At 62.4% G+C, this 16,032-nt stretch carries 15 protein-coding genes; 2 read left to right on the top strand and 13 right to left on the bottom strand.

Features of this window, described 5'->3' with window-relative positions:
- Positions 1-11: 11 nt before the first annotated feature.
- Together AC1VON_RS28980 and AC1VON_RS28975 are read right to left on the bottom strand one after the other, a co-directional pair.
- Positions 12-1,559, bottom strand: a complete 1,548-nt coding sequence (locus tag AC1VON_RS28980; protein WP_172349219.1) for an ABC transporter substrate-binding protein — start codon at positions 1,557-1,559, stop codon at positions 12-14.
- Between the two features lie 127 nt (positions 1,560-1,686).
- Positions 1,687-2,355: a helix-turn-helix domain-containing protein gene (locus AC1VON_RS28975; RefSeq protein WP_172349220.1), complete on the bottom strand. Its 669-nt coding sequence runs from the start codon at positions 2,353-2,355 to the stop codon at positions 1,687-1,689.
- A gap of 12 nt (positions 2,356-2,367) precedes the next feature.
- Here AC1VON_RS28975 and AC1VON_RS28970 point away from each other — a divergent pair, with 12 nt between their 5' ends.
- Together AC1VON_RS28970 and cuyA are read left to right on the top strand one after the other, a co-directional pair.
- Positions 2,368-3,528 (top strand): NAD(P)/FAD-dependent oxidoreductase, encoded by a 1,161-nt coding sequence (locus AC1VON_RS28970; RefSeq protein ID WP_483125729.1) that lies wholly within the window; start codon positions 2,368-2,370, stop codon positions 3,526-3,528.
- Positions 3,529-3,635: 107 nt separating this feature from the next.
- On the top strand, positions 3,636-4,652 hold the full coding sequence (gene cuyA, locus AC1VON_RS28965) for a D-cysteate sulfo-lyase (RefSeq protein WP_483125728.1): 1,017 nt from the start codon (positions 3,636-3,638) through the stop codon (positions 4,650-4,652).
- Positions 4,653-4,689: 37 nt separating this feature from the next.
- On the opposite strand, the gene AC1VON_RS28960 is transcribed toward cuyA, so the two are convergent.
- The 11 genes from AC1VON_RS28960 to dhaL all read right to left on the bottom strand — a co-directional run bounded on the left by AC1VON_RS28960 (position 4,690) and on the right by dhaL (position 16,028).
- A complete protein-coding gene (locus AC1VON_RS28960; protein WP_483125727.1) occupies positions 4,690-5,169 on the bottom strand; it encodes a hypothetical protein in 480 nt (159 codons plus the stop codon).
- 141 nt (positions 5,170-5,310) lie between these two features.
- Entirely contained in the window at positions 5,311-6,915 is a 1,605-nt protein-coding gene (locus tag AC1VON_RS28955) for an acyl-CoA synthetase (RefSeq protein WP_483125726.1), read from the bottom strand.
- On the bottom strand, positions 6,912-8,081 hold the full coding sequence (locus AC1VON_RS28950) for an acetyl-CoA acetyltransferase (protein ID WP_483125725.1): 1,170 nt from the start codon (positions 8,079-8,081) through the stop codon (positions 6,912-6,914). The genes AC1VON_RS28955 and AC1VON_RS28950 overlap by 4 nt, the downstream gene beginning before the upstream one ends.
- Positions 8,082-8,160: 79 nt before the next feature.
- The gene (locus AC1VON_RS28945; RefSeq protein WP_483125724.1) at positions 8,161-9,525 is read right to left on the bottom strand and encodes an aminotransferase family protein; all 1,365 of its coding nucleotides are present in this window, start codon (positions 9,523-9,525) and stop codon (positions 8,161-8,163) included.
- 39 nt (positions 9,526-9,564) lie between these two features.
- Positions 9,565-10,374: a TetR/AcrR family transcriptional regulator gene (locus AC1VON_RS28940; protein ID WP_483125723.1), complete on the bottom strand. Its 810-nt coding sequence runs from the start codon at positions 10,372-10,374 to the stop codon at positions 9,565-9,567.
- Between the two features lie 11 nt (positions 10,375-10,385).
- On the bottom strand, positions 10,386-11,237 hold the full coding sequence (locus tag AC1VON_RS28935) for an ABC transporter ATP-binding protein (RefSeq protein WP_483125722.1): 852 nt from the start codon (positions 11,235-11,237) through the stop codon (positions 10,386-10,388).
- Entirely contained in the window at positions 11,218-12,168 is a 951-nt protein-coding gene (locus tag AC1VON_RS28930; protein ID WP_483125721.1) for an ABC transporter permease, read from the bottom strand. Before AC1VON_RS28930 ends, AC1VON_RS28935 begins: the two co-directional genes overlap by 20 nt.
- A gap of 11 nt (positions 12,169-12,179) precedes the next feature.
- Entirely contained in the window at positions 12,180-13,145 is a 966-nt protein-coding gene (locus AC1VON_RS28925; protein WP_483125720.1) for an ABC transporter substrate-binding protein, read from the bottom strand.
- A 532-nt stretch (positions 13,146-13,677) separates the two neighbouring features.
- The gene (locus tag AC1VON_RS28920) at positions 13,678-14,472 is read right to left on the bottom strand and encodes an SDR family oxidoreductase (protein WP_483126392.1); all 795 of its coding nucleotides are present in this window, start codon (positions 14,470-14,472) and stop codon (positions 13,678-13,680) included.
- Positions 14,473-14,474: 2 nt separating this feature from the next.
- Positions 14,475-15,362 (bottom strand): 3-hydroxy-5-phosphonooxypentane-2,4-dione thiolase, encoded by an 888-nt coding sequence (gene lsrF, locus AC1VON_RS28915; protein WP_483125719.1) that lies wholly within the window; start codon positions 15,360-15,362, stop codon positions 14,475-14,477.
- 30 nt (positions 15,363-15,392) lie between these two features.
- Positions 15,393-16,028, bottom strand: coding sequence for a dihydroxyacetone kinase subunit DhaL (dhaL, locus tag AC1VON_RS28910; RefSeq protein ID WP_483125718.1), 636 nt, complete (start codon positions 16,026-16,028; stop codon positions 15,393-15,395).
- Between the last annotated feature and the right edge of the window lie 4 nt (positions 16,029-16,032).

Raw genomic sequence — 16,032 nt, 5'->3', positions numbered from 1 at the left:
GGCGCCGATTTCTATTCGGACTTGGACATATCGGCGATGTTGTAGACCTGGATCAGCATCGGATTGTAGACGTACCCCTTCACCGAGGATCGCATGGCGAAGATGTCGTTCTTCTGGAACAGAAGGACGTATGGTGCATCCTCGTTGGTGATTTTCTGCGCGTCGATATAGAGCTGTTCACGCTTCTTCTGGTCGACGGTCGCCAGCGCCTGGGTGATCAAATCGGTCACTTTCGGGTTTTCATAGAAGGCCCGGTTGCCGGGAGCCCCCATCTTGGTCGGGTCGAACCAGATGTTCATGAACATGAACGGATCGGCGAAATCGGGCGTCCAGGCGCCAGTCGCGATGTCGTAGTCGCCCTTGGCGACCAGCTCGCGCTTGGTCGTGTCGGCGACATTCTTCATATCCATCGTGACGCCGATTTCGGCGAGCGAAGCCTGCAGCGCAAGACCCACCGGCTCCCAGGCGGAGTCAGCCTGCGAATAGGTGAAGCTGATGTGCAGATTGGAAACACCGGCGTCGGCTAGCAGCTGCTTGGCCTTCTCCAGATCGTAGGTGTACTGCATGCCCTGCGGGTCATGGCCCCACATGCCGTCCGGAACAGCCCCGCGCATCTGTTCGGCCTGGCCCTGCATGACGCCATCGACCAGCCCCTTGTAGTCGGCTGCATAGGAGATGGCCTGACGGACCTTCGGATTGTCGAACGGCGCTTTCTTGTTGTTCAGATAGAGATAGACGACATAGAGGCTGGGATTGCTCTCGATGACCACCCCCGCGCTCGATTTCATGGCCTCGGCCTGGTCGACCGGAACCTGGTCGATCAGGTCGGCGTCTCCGTTCTCCAGTTGCAAGCGACGCGATGACATCTCGCGTACGATCTTGAAGATGACCTGCTTGAAAGCCGGCTTCTTGCCGGCATAGTGGGGATTGGGATCGAGCGTGATCTGCTGGTTGCGCTCCCAGGCCGAGATCTTGAAAGCGCCGCTGCCGGCGGTGTGCTCGGCGAGCCAGGCTTTCGCGTCGTCGCCGTTGACCGCGTGCTCTTGCGCCTTCGGATTGATGATCGACCCGGCCGAAGTGGCGAGCGCCGACAGGAACGGTGCGAATGGCGCCGACAGTTCGAACTTCACGGTCTGCGGGTCGACAATGACGACGTCCTTGACGGTCGGGAACATGTCGCCCGGGCCAGCCGCCAGCTTTTTTACGCGGTCGAATGAATATTTGACCGCGGCGGCATCGACCGGCGAACCATCGTCGAACATGTGTCCCGACGCCAGCTTGAATGTCCAGCTGAGGTTGTCGGGCGCCGTGGTCCAGCTCTCGGCAAGCTCGGGAATGACCTCGGTCTTGGCGCCGTCGTATTTCACCAGACGCTCGTAGGCCGGAAAGATCAGCGTATAGCCGTTGTTGGAAACCTCGACGCCGGGGTCGGCCGTGGGCGGATCCTCGGCCTTGTCGATAACCAGGACATCCTTGTCGGTGGCCCAGCTCGGTCCCGCAAAGGTCAAGGCTGTCAAAGCGGCAAATGCCGCAAAAGTCGGCAGGCGACGTAACAACATGATGCGCTCCCCTCGAGCTTGTGTTTTGCATCTCTCACGGGATCACCGAGGGATGCCTTTCGCACACGCTAACACCCGCATTTCGGATGGCAAGCCGATTTTTCTGATAGGAAAGCGATTTTTCTAATTAGCCAAGTGTCATTTCAGCTTCGACAGTCTCGCGCTCGTCATGAGGGCGCACGCTCTTGGCGCCGCTGATGAGGGTCTGCTCCGACTGGCCGGATGCCGACGTGCACACGCACAGGATCCGGGCCGGCGTGTCGCCGACGCTGACATAGGCGTGCCCCATTGTGCTTTCGAAGTAGACCGACTCTCCCGTTTTCAGCCTCAGCGTTTCGTACACGTCGGTGTGCAGCTCGACTTCGCCTTCGAGAACATAGGTGAACTCCTGGCCGGGATGACGGATGAGCTCGCCGAACGTTTCGATGCTTTGCTGGGTGATTGCCCCCAGCATGGGAATCATTTCCTTGCGCGACAGCTCGGTGCATAGAAAGCGATAGACGTAGTTGGGGGTCTCGACGATCCGCCCATCCTCAAGCCGGCTGACGGCACGCGCGCCGTGCGCAATGGGAGAGACGCTGGCCTTTCTCACGCCGAAGAGCTCGGTTATATCGACCTTGAGCCCTTGGGCAAGCTGCAGCAGCTTGTCATAGGTCAGCGACATCTGGTTGTTCTCGACCTTCGACAGGGTGGAGATGGCGAGCCCCGACATCTGGGCGACCTGCGTCAGTGTCCAGCCCCGCTCCCGGCGCAGCAGTTTGAGGCATTCTCCCAGACTTGGCTTCGAATCGCTCATGGCGGACCCTTCTTGCATTGGCCGCAGTCTAGGGTTGAGACCGAACAAAGTCGACTCGCAAGCGACGCCGCCTTTATCATAGGAAAGATGTTTGACCGATCGGAAATATTCTGCTTGGCTGCCGGCGCTTGCGCGAGGGAGGCTATGCAGGACGTTCTTATCATCGGCGGCGGCATGGCTGGCGCTTCGGCGGCGTTCTTTCTTGCGCCCGGTCGACAGGTGACCGTGCTTGAAGCCGAAGCCCATTGCGGCATGCACACAACGGGACGGTCCGCCGCTCTCTTCATCGAGGGTTACGGAAATGCCGCTATCCGCGCGTTTACGCGCGCCAGCCGGCAGTTCTTCCTTGAGCCGCCGTCCGGCTTCTGCGACGTCCCCTTGCTGACACCTCGCGGCACCATGTTGATCGGCACGGCCGCGCAGAGGTCCAGGCTGGAGGCGCTGTTTGCCGAGAGGGTCGCGGAATCGGCAACAGCCATGGAATGGCTCGACCCCGACGCGTGCCGATCGGTCATTCCAATCCTGCGACCTGACTACGAGGCGAGTGCGTTCCTGGACCGTTCGGCGATGGACATTGATGTCGACGCTCTTCACCAGGGCTTTCTGCGGGGCGCACGCCGTCAGGGCGCGCGGGTCGCCACCAATGCTCGGGTCGAGGCGATCGAGCGGGTCGGTGGCAAATGGATTGTAACGACCACGGCCGGTGTCTTCGAGGCGCCTACCCTTGTCGACGCGGCGGGTGCATGGGCGGACCAGGTGGCCGCGATGGCAGGAGCCACGCCGCTTGGCCTGGTCCCGAAGCGACGAACGGCAATGCTGGTCGAAACGCCACCCGGCATCAACGCCAGGGACTGGCCGGGCGTGATCGATGTCGACGAGATGTTCTATTTCAAGCCATCCTCGGGAATGCTGTTGCTTTCACCTGCCGACGAGACGCCGAGCGAACCGTGCGATGCACAGGCCGAAGAGATCGATATCGCCATCGCGGTCGATCGCGTTCAACAGGCGGCCGCACTGCCGGTAACGCATGTTTCACGCAGTTGGGCGGGGTTGCGGTCGTTCTTTGCGGACAAGACGCCGGCGGTTGGTTGGGACACCGTGTCGAGGGCTTCTTCTGGCTGGCCGGGCAAGGCGGCTACGGCATCCAGACCGGACCCGCGCTCGGTCAACTGACCGCGGCGCTCGTGACCGGTAGCGACCTGCCAATGCCATTTCCTGGCGAAGGCGCTGATCCCAGCCTATTGTCGCCGGCCCGCTTTCATGCACCACGGCCGAACTGAATGACTGTTGAGGCGCCCATGTTGCCGGATACGATCCCTCGATCACGCTTCTGTCACACGCCCACGCCGCTTGAGCCGATGGCTGCGCTGTCGCGCCACCTTGGCGGACCCAACCTCTTCGTCAAGCGCGACGACTGCACGGGTATGGCGCTCGGCGGCAACAAAACGCGCAAGCTCGAATTTCTCGTTGCCGAGGCCATGGCTTCTGGTGCCGACACATTGGTGACGGCTGGCGGCGTACAGTCAAACCATTGCCGTCAGACCGCGGCGGTCGCGGCGCGACATGGATTGCGCTGCGAACTGGTTCTGTCGCGCAACGTCGCGCGCAACACGCCGGGCTACGACCGCACCGGAAATGTTCTGCTCGACCGGATGTTCGGGGCTGAACTGCATTTCGTCTCCGGCGATTCAATCCCCGCGATCGAACTTGAACGTGTTGCCGAGGACATCCGTGAGCGCGGCGGAAGGCCTTTTGTCATGCCAATCGGCGGCTCGACCGCGACCGGAGCGCTTGGCTATGTCGGCTGCGCCGAGGAGCTTGTTCGACAAAGCAGCGACAGCAGCTTGACGGTCGACGCGATCGTCCACTGTACCGGCAGCGGTGCCACGCAAGCCGGCCTTCTCGTTGGCCTCGCCGTCCTGGGGCATCAGACGCCCGTGGTCGGCATCAGCTCTGCGGAACCGAGCGATGTGATCGAGGCGCGCGTGCACGAATTGTGCGGCGAGACGGCCACCAAGCTCGGAGCTTCCGCCGTGATAAAGCGAGAGCAGGTGGAGGTTCTCGACGGGTACGTGGGACCAGGCTATGGGCTGCCGACCGAAGCCATGCGCGAAGCCATGGACCTGTGCGCAAGGCTTGAGGCGCTGCTCCTCGATCCGGTCTACACCGGCAAGGCCATGGCCGGCCTGATCGATCTCGTGAGAACGGGACGCTTCTGTGCGGATCAGAACGTGGTCTTCGTTCATACGGGTGGCGTGCCCGGCCTGTTTGCCTACGAAGATGTGCTGAGCCCGTGACCGGCCGGGAGTTCGTTGCCTCGCCTGGGCTGCGACGTTAAGACGTCTCGTTGCCGCCGAAAGAGGCCGCACCGTCGCGGTCGATGCGGCCAGCCTTGGCAAGCTCGGCAAGCAGCTTGGTCGCCGCCTCGAGGTAGCTGGCGCTTATCTGCTCGGCCATCGGCAGCGCGCACCAGGCGCTGAGTTCGGCGATCAGAGCGTAGCTGCCTCCGTCGACTGGCGCTGAAGCAAGTCCTCCGTCCCTGTCCATGACGACCGCGACGACGCCGTCCGCCCCGTAGCCGATTGCCGCGATCCGTTGAATGCTGGGATCGCCGTCGACGCGAACGTCGAACAACACGCAGCCGGCCGTCTTCTGCGCAATGTCGCCCACACGATCGGAGAACGGGCGATTCAAACCCCCAGTATCGGCCAGCGACTGCTCAAGTAAAACGAGATCAACGTACTGCGCCCCCATCCGCGTGACTATGGACGCGTTCGTGCAATCGGCAATCCCTCCCTTCAGCCTTTCACACAAGAAAACATCATGGGACCCGGCCGCGCCAGCAAGCTTGTCAACACCGCTGCAACTGCCAGTACTCCACGACTATCGCTCCGTTGGAAAGCAGTGTCGCCTCCACGGCCTTGTCGTGCCAATCCCCTATCGTCGCTCATCGTCCTAACTCGACTGGATCTGGCTGGCGAGCAATTCCCTGAGCGTCTTCTTGACCACTTTGCCATAACCGGACTTTGGCAACTCGCTCCAGAACAGATAGCGCTTGGGCAGCTTGTAGCGTGCGATCTTGTCAATCAGCCAAGCATCGATGTCCAACGTTGCGGCGTCGGTGCCTGGCGCGGCGACACAGACGGCAATCCCAACTTCGCCCCAGATTGGGTCCGGGAAGCCAAGCACCGCCACCTCGCTGATGCCGGGATGGGTAAGGATCTTCTCCTCGATTTCGCGCGGGTAGATGTTCGAGCCACCGGAAATATACATGTCCGACACACGGCCGGTTATGTACAAGAAGCCTTCGCGATCCATGTGCCCGATGTCGCCGGTGCAGAACCAGCCGTCGCGGAAGGCCTTCAAGTTCGCTTCCGGATTGTGGAAGTATCCGGGAAAGACGGCCGGGCCGATCACGCAGATTTCTCCCGTTTCGCCGAGCTCGAGTTCCTTGCCCTCGGGTGACCTGATGGCAATTTGCATCCCCGTCCGCTCGAAGCCGCAAGTGCCGATCCTCGCATCGGGGCCGTCACCCGGTCGATGGTGGTTGGGCGGGAGAACGGTGATGTTGCCTGTCACCTCGCCGAGCCCGAAATACTGGACCAGAACAGGCCCGAGCTTCGTCAGCGCGTGTTCCTGATCCGCGCGATACATCGGGGCTCCAGCATAGATGACATGGCGCAGCGATGAGTGGTCATACCGATCCACGGCCGGATGCTCGACGAGCATCTTGAGAATTGTCGGGACGGTGAAGACGTTGGTGATGCGCCACTTTTCGATCAGGGCCCACGCTGCTTCGATGTCGAAGCGATCTGTCGCCAGCAGCACTGTCTTGGCGCCTCGCGCCACCTGTGTCAGTTGGTGAACGCCGGCGCCGTGGGACAGTGGCGCCACCACCAGCGATGCGTCGTCTTCCGTCGTCCCTGGCATGAGATCGCAGAGATGGTTGGTGATGACGAACGCCATCTGTCCGTGCGTCAGCACCGCCGCCTTTGGCCGTCCTGTCGTGCCTGATGTGAACAGGAACCAGCAGGGGGCGTCTCGTTCAACCGCCGCCGTCTCGACGCGCTTGCCGTCGTGCTGAGAAACCACCATGTCGTAGTCCGCACCGAAGGCAGCTTCGCCGATGGATATGAAGAAGCGCAGAGGCGCGGAGGACGCTGCACAAGCGGCCTGATGATGCGCAAACATATTGCCGCAGATCATTCCCACGGCGCCGCTTGCCTCTGCCTGGTAGGCCACTTCCTCCGGTGTTTGCCGGAAATTGGTGGGGACCCATACCGCACCAATGCGGAAGCAGGCGAACATCGACTCGAACATCTGGTTGCAATTCTGCGACTGCACGAGAACGCGATCGCCTTTGTTGACCCCGTAAGTTCCGGCAAGCGCGCAGGACATCGCATCGACGCGCCGATCGATCTCGCGCCATGTCCAGCTTTTATCTCCCCAGACAAACGCAATCCGTTCGGGAAATCGGCGCGCTGCCTGGGTGAGGAAATGCGACAGGTTCATCACGCGCCGGGACACCGGTTCGATCGAGCCTTCAGCTGGCCTGCTCATCGGGACCGCTCCAGGATCGAGACGTAGTTGGTGACGGCGGCACCCCCCATGTTGAAGACACCGGCAAGGCTTGCATTCGAAACCTGCATTGCGCCGGCCTCGTTCATCAGTTGCTGTGCCGCCATCACATGCATGGAGACGCCGGTGGCGCCGAGCGGATGACCGCGCGCCTTCAGGCCTCCGGAGGGATTGACCGGCAGCCGGCCGGAGCGTTCAGCGACCCCTTCGCGCACGATGCGAAACCCCTGGCCGGGGGGCGCCAGGCCCATCGCCTCGTACTCGATCAGTTCCGCTATGGTGAAGCAGTCATGTGTCTCGACAAGGTCGAGATCATCGATGGCCAGCAGGGAGGTCCCGAGCGCCGTTGCCCAGGCCCGCCGCGCGCCATCAAAGGCGATCGGATCGCGCCGGCTCAGCGCCATGAAGTCATTGGCATGGCTTCTGGCGCGAAATGCGATCGCACGAGACATGTGGGCCGCCGTCTCCTCGTTCGCTATGACGATGGCGGCAGCCCCGTCCGACACCAGGGAGCAATCGGTTCGCCGCAGAGGGGCGGCGACATAGGGGTTGCGCTCAGACACCGTATTGCAGAAGTCGAAGCCCAGATCCTTGCGCATATGCGCAACCGGATTGGCGACTCCGTTGCGATGGTTCTTCGCGGCGATCATCGCCAGTTCCTCGGATCTGTCGCCATGCCGCTGGAAATAGGTCTGCGCGATGCGCCCGAATACGCCCGCGAAGCCGCCTTCCACATCCGCCTCTTCCTTGCGATAGCAGCCGGACATCAGGACATCGCCAACCTCGCTGGAAGGCAGGCCGGTCATCTTTTCCGCGCCGATCACCAGGGCGATCCGTCCGCGACCGGCCTCGATGAAATCGAGTGCGCCGAAAAGTGCCGCTGAACCCGTCGCGCAGGCGTTCTCGAAGCGCACGGCAGGGGTCGCGGCAAGGCCGTGATGACTCATGCCGACAAGTGCCGCCTGAAAATCCTGACGGGAAAAGCCATTGTTGTAGACGCCGACGAAGATGCCATCGACATCGGCGGATCCGACGCCCGCATGGTCGAGCGCCGGGCCAACGACTTCTGCCATCAGTGTCTCGGTGTCGGGCGCGGCGGACTTGCCGAAATCGCCGTGAGCCCAACCGATCATCCGTGCTTTGGCCATGCCAGTTCCTTTCGGCACCCGACGAGCGCCGTCCAATCAGCCGTTCTTTTGCTTGCGGCACGCACTGCCGCCATTGCGGTCAGGCGCTTGCGCGCCATTCCGGCTTTGCCGAAATCTCGCTCTCGAAAGCGCGGATGCCGGCGGTGAAAGATTCCATCAGTTCCTCGATTTCCGCTTCGCTGATCGTCAGGGGAGGGCAGACCATCAGCCATTCTCCAAACGAACCGCCCGCGGTGCGCCGCGAGAACAAGAGCAGTCCGTGGTCGCGGCAGATCATTCCGATCCGTTCGCTTGCCCGCATCTCTGCCGGGAACGGTTCCTTGGTGATCTGATCCGCGACGATCTCCACGGCCATGTGCAGTCCAAGGCCGCGAATGTCGCCGATAATGCCGGTCTTGCCTTTGATCTCCTCCAATCGGGACTTGATCAGCGCGCCCAGATTCCGCGCCCGTTCCATCAGGCCATCTTCCTCGACAACCCTCAGGACCATATCGGATGCAGCGCAACTGACGGGATTGGCCGAATAGGTATGGCCGTGCTTGAAGCCGCCCGAACGGCGCACATCGCTGACCATGTCCGCCGACGCCAGGACCACGCCAAGTGGTGCATAGGAGCCGCTGACGCCCTTTGCGAGGGTGACGATATCGGGCCGGCAATCCGGCCAGTGATGGCCGGCGAGAAACTTGCCCGTCCTGCCGGCGCCGCTCATGATCTCGTCGTAGATCAGCATGACGCCATAACGGTCGCAAATCTCGCGGATGCGGGTGGAATAGCTGTCCGGGGAAACCAGGGCTCCGGTTGATACGCCACCGACCGGTTCGATCATGAAGGCGAGGATGGTTTCCGGACCTTCCCTGAGGATCGTTTCTTCCAACTGCCGTACACAGCGGTCGACGACATCCTGCTCACTCTCGCCAGCCGGGCGCCGATACATCAGCGGCGCGTCGATCTTTGGCATGTCGACAAACATCGGCCTGTAGGCTGCCGCGTAGTCCGGGTCACCCGTGATGCCGAGAAGCGCCGTTGTCGCGCCATGATAGGACGGGATGCGGCTGATGATCTTGAAACGCGATGCCTGGCCTCGCGCCACCGCCACCTGGCGGGCGAATTTGATCGCGGCTTCATTGGCCTCCGAGCCGCCGGAGACGAAGAAGGCGGCGCCGTAGTTCCAGTTGCTCAAGCGCTCGAGCCTGGCGGCCAGGCGCTCATTGGGGTCGTTGTCCCACCGCATCGAATGCGCGTAGATGATGCGCCCCATCTGGTCGCGCATCGCCTCCAGGACCCTTGGATGGGCATGGCCGACATTGACCGAGATGGCACCCGACGATCCGTCCAGAAGACGCCGGCCCGTGCTGTCCCAGATATAGACGCCTTCACCGCGCACGACCTTGGGAAATTCCTTCGTGCCCTCGGGCGTGATGAAATGCTGATAGCGCAGTGTCATGAGTATCCTCGCACGGTTGCCTGCGGGAGGCGGGTCTCTTCAGGACCGCTTGGCAGGGTAGGAGAAGCCATTGAGTGGGGAATTCGCCGTCAGCAGCTTCGGGTCGGGGTCGGAGCCGAACAGCATGCGATGGCGCGTGAAGGCCAGGAGTTCGGCCACGTGCTCGTCGTTGCGCGGATCGTCGGGGAAAGCCGCGCCAAAGATCTCGTCGACATAGATGCGCGTCATGATCTCGTCGGCGAATGCACTCGTTGCGTGCCCGATGAACCGATCGAAGGCTGCGGGAACCGGCTGCTTGGCATGATCCCTGGCGATGGTCGAAAGTACTTCAGCCCACTGCGCTGTCAGCCTCAACCAGACCGCGTTGGCTTCCGCGTCCTGCCGCTTCATCTGGAACAGCGACCGGAAGAACATCCGGCGGCGGCGGAACGCCCCCACGATTTCGATGAATGTCGCCTTCATCTGGGAGAAGAGGTCGACAAATTCGTCGCCCTCGGGAATCGCCGGCGCGATGTCGACCGCGGCAAACTCCGAAAACACCTCGAGCACCAGGTCACGGATGCTGTCGAAATGCAGATAGAACGTTCCCGCCGCGACCTTTGCCTTGCCGGTGATCGAGCCGATCGTCAGGCTGGCAAGGTCGCTTTCCGTCAAGCAATCGAACGCCGCCCGCTTCAGCTTTGCGCGTGTGCGCGCACTCTTGCCTTCGCCACCGGCGCCCTTGATCTGGGCATTGAGCGCGGCAACGTAGCGGTCACCCAATGCCAGATGGGATCCGGCAGGACCTGTTTGGCCCTGGCTTGCGGAGGTTCCAGCCGGCGAGGCATTTGGCGCGTTGCGGTCCGTCATCTTGTCTCTCATCAGGAAGCCGCCGCAAGCAGCGTGCGGTCGGGCAGTGCCTCGCCGACCAGCCTCTCGAATTGGGCGGCCAACTCGGCCACGTCGAGCGCTGCTTTCTTCTCGCCCGACAGATCCATCACCACCTTGCCGCGATGCATCATCAGCACGCGATCGGTGTGGCTGAGCGCATGACCAAGATCATGCGTGACCATCACCGTCGTGATGTCTTGCGCGCGCACGATCTCTCCGGTGACATCAGCCACGATTTTCGCGCGCTTGGGGTCGAGCGCCGATACGTGCTCATCCAGCAGCAGAACGCGCGGGTTGCGGACCGCGGCCATCGCCATCGCCACAGCCTGGCGCTGCCCCCCGGAGAGGGTGCCCGTCGATTCCCCGAGCCGGTCTTCCAGCCCCATGCCAAATCGCTGAAGCGCGCTTCTCGCCGCCAGCCTCACGCCATCGCGGTCATAGCGGCGAAGGCGGAAGGCACGCTCCTTTCCCATCACGGCCAGCGCGAAATTCTCCTCGATGCTGAGCGAGGAAAGCACGTTGTGCTCGGGGTTCTGGCGAACGAGCGCAATCTTGGAAGCCCTCTGCCACGACGGTTTCTCGCTCATGTCCTCGTCGTCGATGTGCAGGGATCCTTCATCGAGGAGCAATGTCCCCATGAGGATTGAAAGCAGGGTGGACTTGCCAGCACCGTTGGAGCCGATGAGCGCAACGTAGGAGCCGCGTGCGATATCAAGGGTCAGATCATCCAGCGCGGTGAAGACTTCCTTCTTGCCAAGGCCGGCGAAGCGCTTCGTCGCATGGCGAAGCCGTATGGCTGGTGGTGCGCCACCAATGCGTCGCTCAGAGAAGGGTGGTGACACGATCGTTCTCCAGGAATTGCACATGTTTGCGCCGACGGGCCCGCCAGCCTTCGAACCCGGAAAGCGTAAGCGTGCCCTTTCCGTGAATGCGGGCCGCGATGAAGGCGAAGACCAGGAGCGCGGTGATCAACCGAACGGAGTTTGGCGGAATGCCCATTCTGAGGCTCAGCGCCACGATACAGCGATAGATGATCACGCCGACGATGACTGAGGCCACCCCTACAGCGACCTTGTCGGAACGAATGACGCTGGTGCCGATCGTCAGGGCTGCCAGGCCGACCACGATCACGCCACCCTGGATGGAGACATCCATGAAACCCTGGCTCTGCGCCACCAGCGCGCCCGATGCAGCCGCCAGTGAGTTGGCCAGCATAAGGCCAAGAACCTGGTGCATCTCCGTGCGGATGCCGAGACTTCGCGCGGTCTGTATGTTCAGCCCACTTGCGCGCGTCGCGAGGCCGTATCCGGTATGCAGGAGCCAGACCAGGAGAGTGGCGAAAATCAAGGTCACGAAGCCCGCTACAAGTATCGAAGCGGACTGGTTGCCGAGGCCCAGACGCTCCGCCCAGGTGAACAACGTTTCCACCCGCACGAGCGAGACATTGCCCGTGCCCATCACCGCGATGCTGACCGACCATGCCGCCGTGGTCATCAGAATGCCCGCGAGCAGGACGTTCATCTGCAGGATCACGTGCAGCAGAGCCGTCACAAGTCCGGCAAGCGCGCCGGCACACATGCCGAGCAACAGCGAACTGATAGGATCGAACCCCATGAGCAGGCTGCTCGCGGCTGCCGCACCGCCGAGGCCGAACGAGCCTTCAAGTGTCAGATCCGGCAGGCTGAGCACGTTGATCGCCAGGTAAATACCGAGCGCCAACGGTCCATAGAGGAGCCCGATCTGGGCTCCGATCACAAGCACATCGATCAGCATCGAAATTCGCCTCAGTAGGTTTTGACTGCCGAGGTCATCATAGTCTCGGGAATCTTGAGCCCCAAAGCGCCCGCTTCGGTCTTGTTGATCTCGAAGCCGGCAATCTTGGGGATGATGACCGGTGTCGTGGCGGGGCTGGCGCCCTTCAGCACCGCCACCACAAGGTCGGCCGCCTTCTCCCCGACGGTCACATAGCTGTAGCTGCCCGCCAGGATCGCACCACCCTTGACGGCATCGGATGTGCAGCCGAACACGGGAAGCTTGGCGTCCTTGGCGACCTTCAGCGCTCCCGCCATGCCCGAGATCGTCGTCGTATCGCAGGGGAACTCGATTGCCTGGACGCGCCCTACAAGCGATTGCGCCGCCTGGGTGGTTTCACCGGCATTGGCGATGCCCGCGGTGACGTGCTTCAAACCCTTGCTTTCAAGGTGCGCGATAGCGCGCGCAGCCAGCGGATCGCCGGCGGGATCACCAACCTTGTAGATGAGGCCGATCGTCTCGATCGTTGGCAGGATGTTCAGCATGCCGTCGATTTCCGATTCGACGGGGAGGGGATCCGAAACCCCGGTCATGTTGCCGCCGGGCTTTTCGAGGGACTGGACAATGCCGGCCTCGACGGGTGTCGACACTCCGACGAAGACCACAGGCACGGTCTTGGTCGCCTGCTGTATGGATTGCGCCGCGGCGGTGCCGATGACCACGATAAGATCGCAACCACCATTGGCAAATTGCTGCGCTATGGTCTGCTGGGTTGCGGCGTCAGCCTCGGGGTTCTGGATGTTCTGGACGATCTTTTCGCCGCCCGAAGCCTTCAGGCCGTCGTTCATTCCCTTCAAGATGTCATCGATGACGGGCGCCGAGGCATATCTGTTCACACAGACTGTCTTGCCGGAAAGTGCGGCATCCTCCGCCTTCGCGATTCCCGAGCAGGCGAGAGTCAAACCTGCAACCGTCGACAATGCGATCAGTGCCTTCATGTCAGTTCCCCATGTTTGGCTGCCTTGCCGGCGGCGCTTGTCTGTTCCAATTATGAAACTGAATGCAGTTTCATAATTTGTCAATCCTTGTCGCGAAGGATTTGTTGCAGGCTGGTCCATTGTTCCAGCCCAACGGGGGGGGTAGCTGAAGCAGGATGGTTGCTTACCTGCGAATGTCGCCGAAAGCAGACGACCGATCTCAGCGCCCCGAACCAGCCGCGTTCGTCGCGGTTCATCGACCCATTTCGTGGGATGACGAGACACCGCGTGGAGGGAAAACCAGTCGTCCTCCTGGTACTTGGGTTCGTCAGGCCATACGAGGGAATACGAAGGAAATGGGTTGCGAACCCACCGCCAACGTATTGATTTTTTGTGGAAAATGATGCCCCTCCGGCTGCCGGATTGTTCTGCATCAATATGCTACGCTCAGTTCTTCGAGGTGAATTGAGCGACAGCTCCGCGCTGCACGTGGCGTCGCGAAAGGCGCGAGCCTCCGACCCTGGCAATGCGCCTGGCTGTTCGAAGCTGCAAGCTATCGCAGTGATGTCGCCATGACGCCGCCGTCGACGGTGAGGACGGCCGCGTTGACCTTGTCCATCTGGGCCAGATGCAGGAATGCGTTGGCGATATCGCTTGCCGTTACCTCCACTCCGAGCAGATTGCCGGCCATGTATTCGTGCGGGGTCATCCCGCGCGCGCTGGCACGCTCAACGATCATCTGATCGGTCATCAGGCCGGAGCGGATGCGCCCCGCATTGATGCCATTGGCGCGGATCCCCTCGCGGCCATGGTCGACCGCATATTGCTTCATCAAGGCCAGCGTCGCGGCCTTGGGTATGCCGTACGGACCGAAATCCTTTCCCGGATTGACGGACTGGTTGGAGATGTTGAACAGGATCGCGCCGCCCCTGCCTTGGCGTCGAAAGATCCGTATCGCCGCCTGGCAGGCGTTCTGGTGGCCGAAGAAGTTCAGTTCGAAGCTTCGCCGCAACTCCTCCATCGGCAGGTCGCCGATCGCGCCTTGCTGGGCGGAACCGGCGTTGGAGACGAGGATATCAAGGCCACCCAGCTCATCCGCCGCCAGTTCGACCACGCGCTTCACAGACGCCGCATCCGTCACGTCGCACCGGTATGGCCGGCAGCCATATTCCGCGGCGAGCGACCCGAGTGCGGCATCGTTGATGTCCAGCGTTGCGACAGCGGCACCCGCCTGGGCAAAGACGCGCGCAATCTCGCGGCCTATCCCGCTCGCCGCGCCGGTTACAGCCACGACCTTGCCCTGCATCGGCTTGAGGGCCACGTCGCGTGATGCCTCATCGAGGGTCATCGTCAAGCTGCCTCTGCCGTTTCCAGATCGCGGAACATGGCATAGGCCTTGTCCGCTTTCTCACCGCGATGAACGATGGCGGCGAGCGCCTTGAGCATGGCGACGGGGTTCGTCGACTGGAAGACGTTGCGGCCCATGTCCACGCCGGCCGCGCCCTGGTCGATCGCCAACCACGCCATCTGAAGCGCCTCGCGCTCCGGCAGCTTCTTGCCGCCGGCAATCACGATCGGCACCGGACAGCCAAGCACGATGCGCTCGAAGCCCTCGTCGACATAGTAGGATTTCACGAACTGAGCTCCGAGCTCTGCCGCGATGCGCGTCGCCAGGCCGAAATAGCGGGCATCGCGCACCATGTCCTTGCCGACGCCGGTAACCGCCATCGTGGGAATGCCATAGCGTGTGCCGGTGTCGATGAGCTTGACGACGTTGGAAATGGATTTGTGCTCGTATTCGGCACCAACATAGACCTGGGCGGCCATGGCCACCGCGCCGAGGCGGATCGCATCGTCGATGTCGACCGCCACCAGTTCGTTGGACAGTTCCGTCAGAATCGAATTGCCGCCCGAGCAACGCAGCACCACGGGCTTGTTGACTTCCGGCTGTATCGTGGCGCGCAGGCCGCCGCGCGTGCACATCAGCACATCGGCGTGCTGGGCAAGCGGCGCGATCGTCAGGTCCATCCGCTCAAGGCCAGTCGTCGGACCCTGGAAATAGCCATGGTCGAAGGCGAGCATGACTGTCCTGCCACTGTCGGGATTGAAGATGCGCGCCAGCCTCGCCTTCATGCCCCAGTCGTGATGCGCCGCTCCCTTGAGGTAGAAGCGGCTGGTGTCGGCGGGACGGTCCCGGCCCCAGTCCTTGCCGTCCTTGATGTCGTCGAGATCAGCCATGTCGAAGTCCTTTTCCCGTAACCGGCAGGGTCAAGCCCTGGCCGTGAAGTCCTGCATTGCCTTTAGAATGAGCGAAACCGAGATCGCGCCTGGATCCGGGTAGCCAATGCTGCGCTCGCCAACCGAGCGCGCCTTTCCCGTCGTCGCTATCATTGCCTTGCTGGCCTCGACCCCATCCAGCGCGCCCTGGGTGGCGGCCGCCGTCGCGGCGGCGAGGCCCTTGCCAACGGCGGCGCGCGCGGCGCGCGCGGCTGGGGCAAGCGCGTCGACCATGGTCTTCTGGCCCTCGGTCACGCCGCCGCGCTTCAGCACCGCCGCTAGGCCTTCTTCCAGCGCCGCCGCGAACGAGGCGTCGTCGATGACATCGGATGCCGCGAAGGCCTTGGAGCCGGCGCGAAACAGCGTGCCGAACACAGCACCCGCCGCACCGCCGGTATTGGACAGGATGGCGGTGCCGACCGCCTTATAGGCGGCTTCGGCGCTTTCGGCGGCGCCGGCGTCGAGCGCCTCGAGTGCGGCCTCGAAGCCGCGGCGCATGCCGACGCCATGGTCGCCATCGCCGATGGTCAGATCGGCCTCGGTCAGCACGTCGGTCTGGTCGATCAGGGATTGCGCGACGGAGCGCATCATCTCGCGCGCAGCGTTGGCATCGAGCGTTTCGATCATCGCC

It is taken from the genome of Mesorhizobium sp. HAY1-8B, from assembly GCF_056868045.1.
The sequence above is the reverse complement of the archived record's forward strand: the minus strand, read 5'-3'. Positions and strand labels throughout refer to the sequence as shown.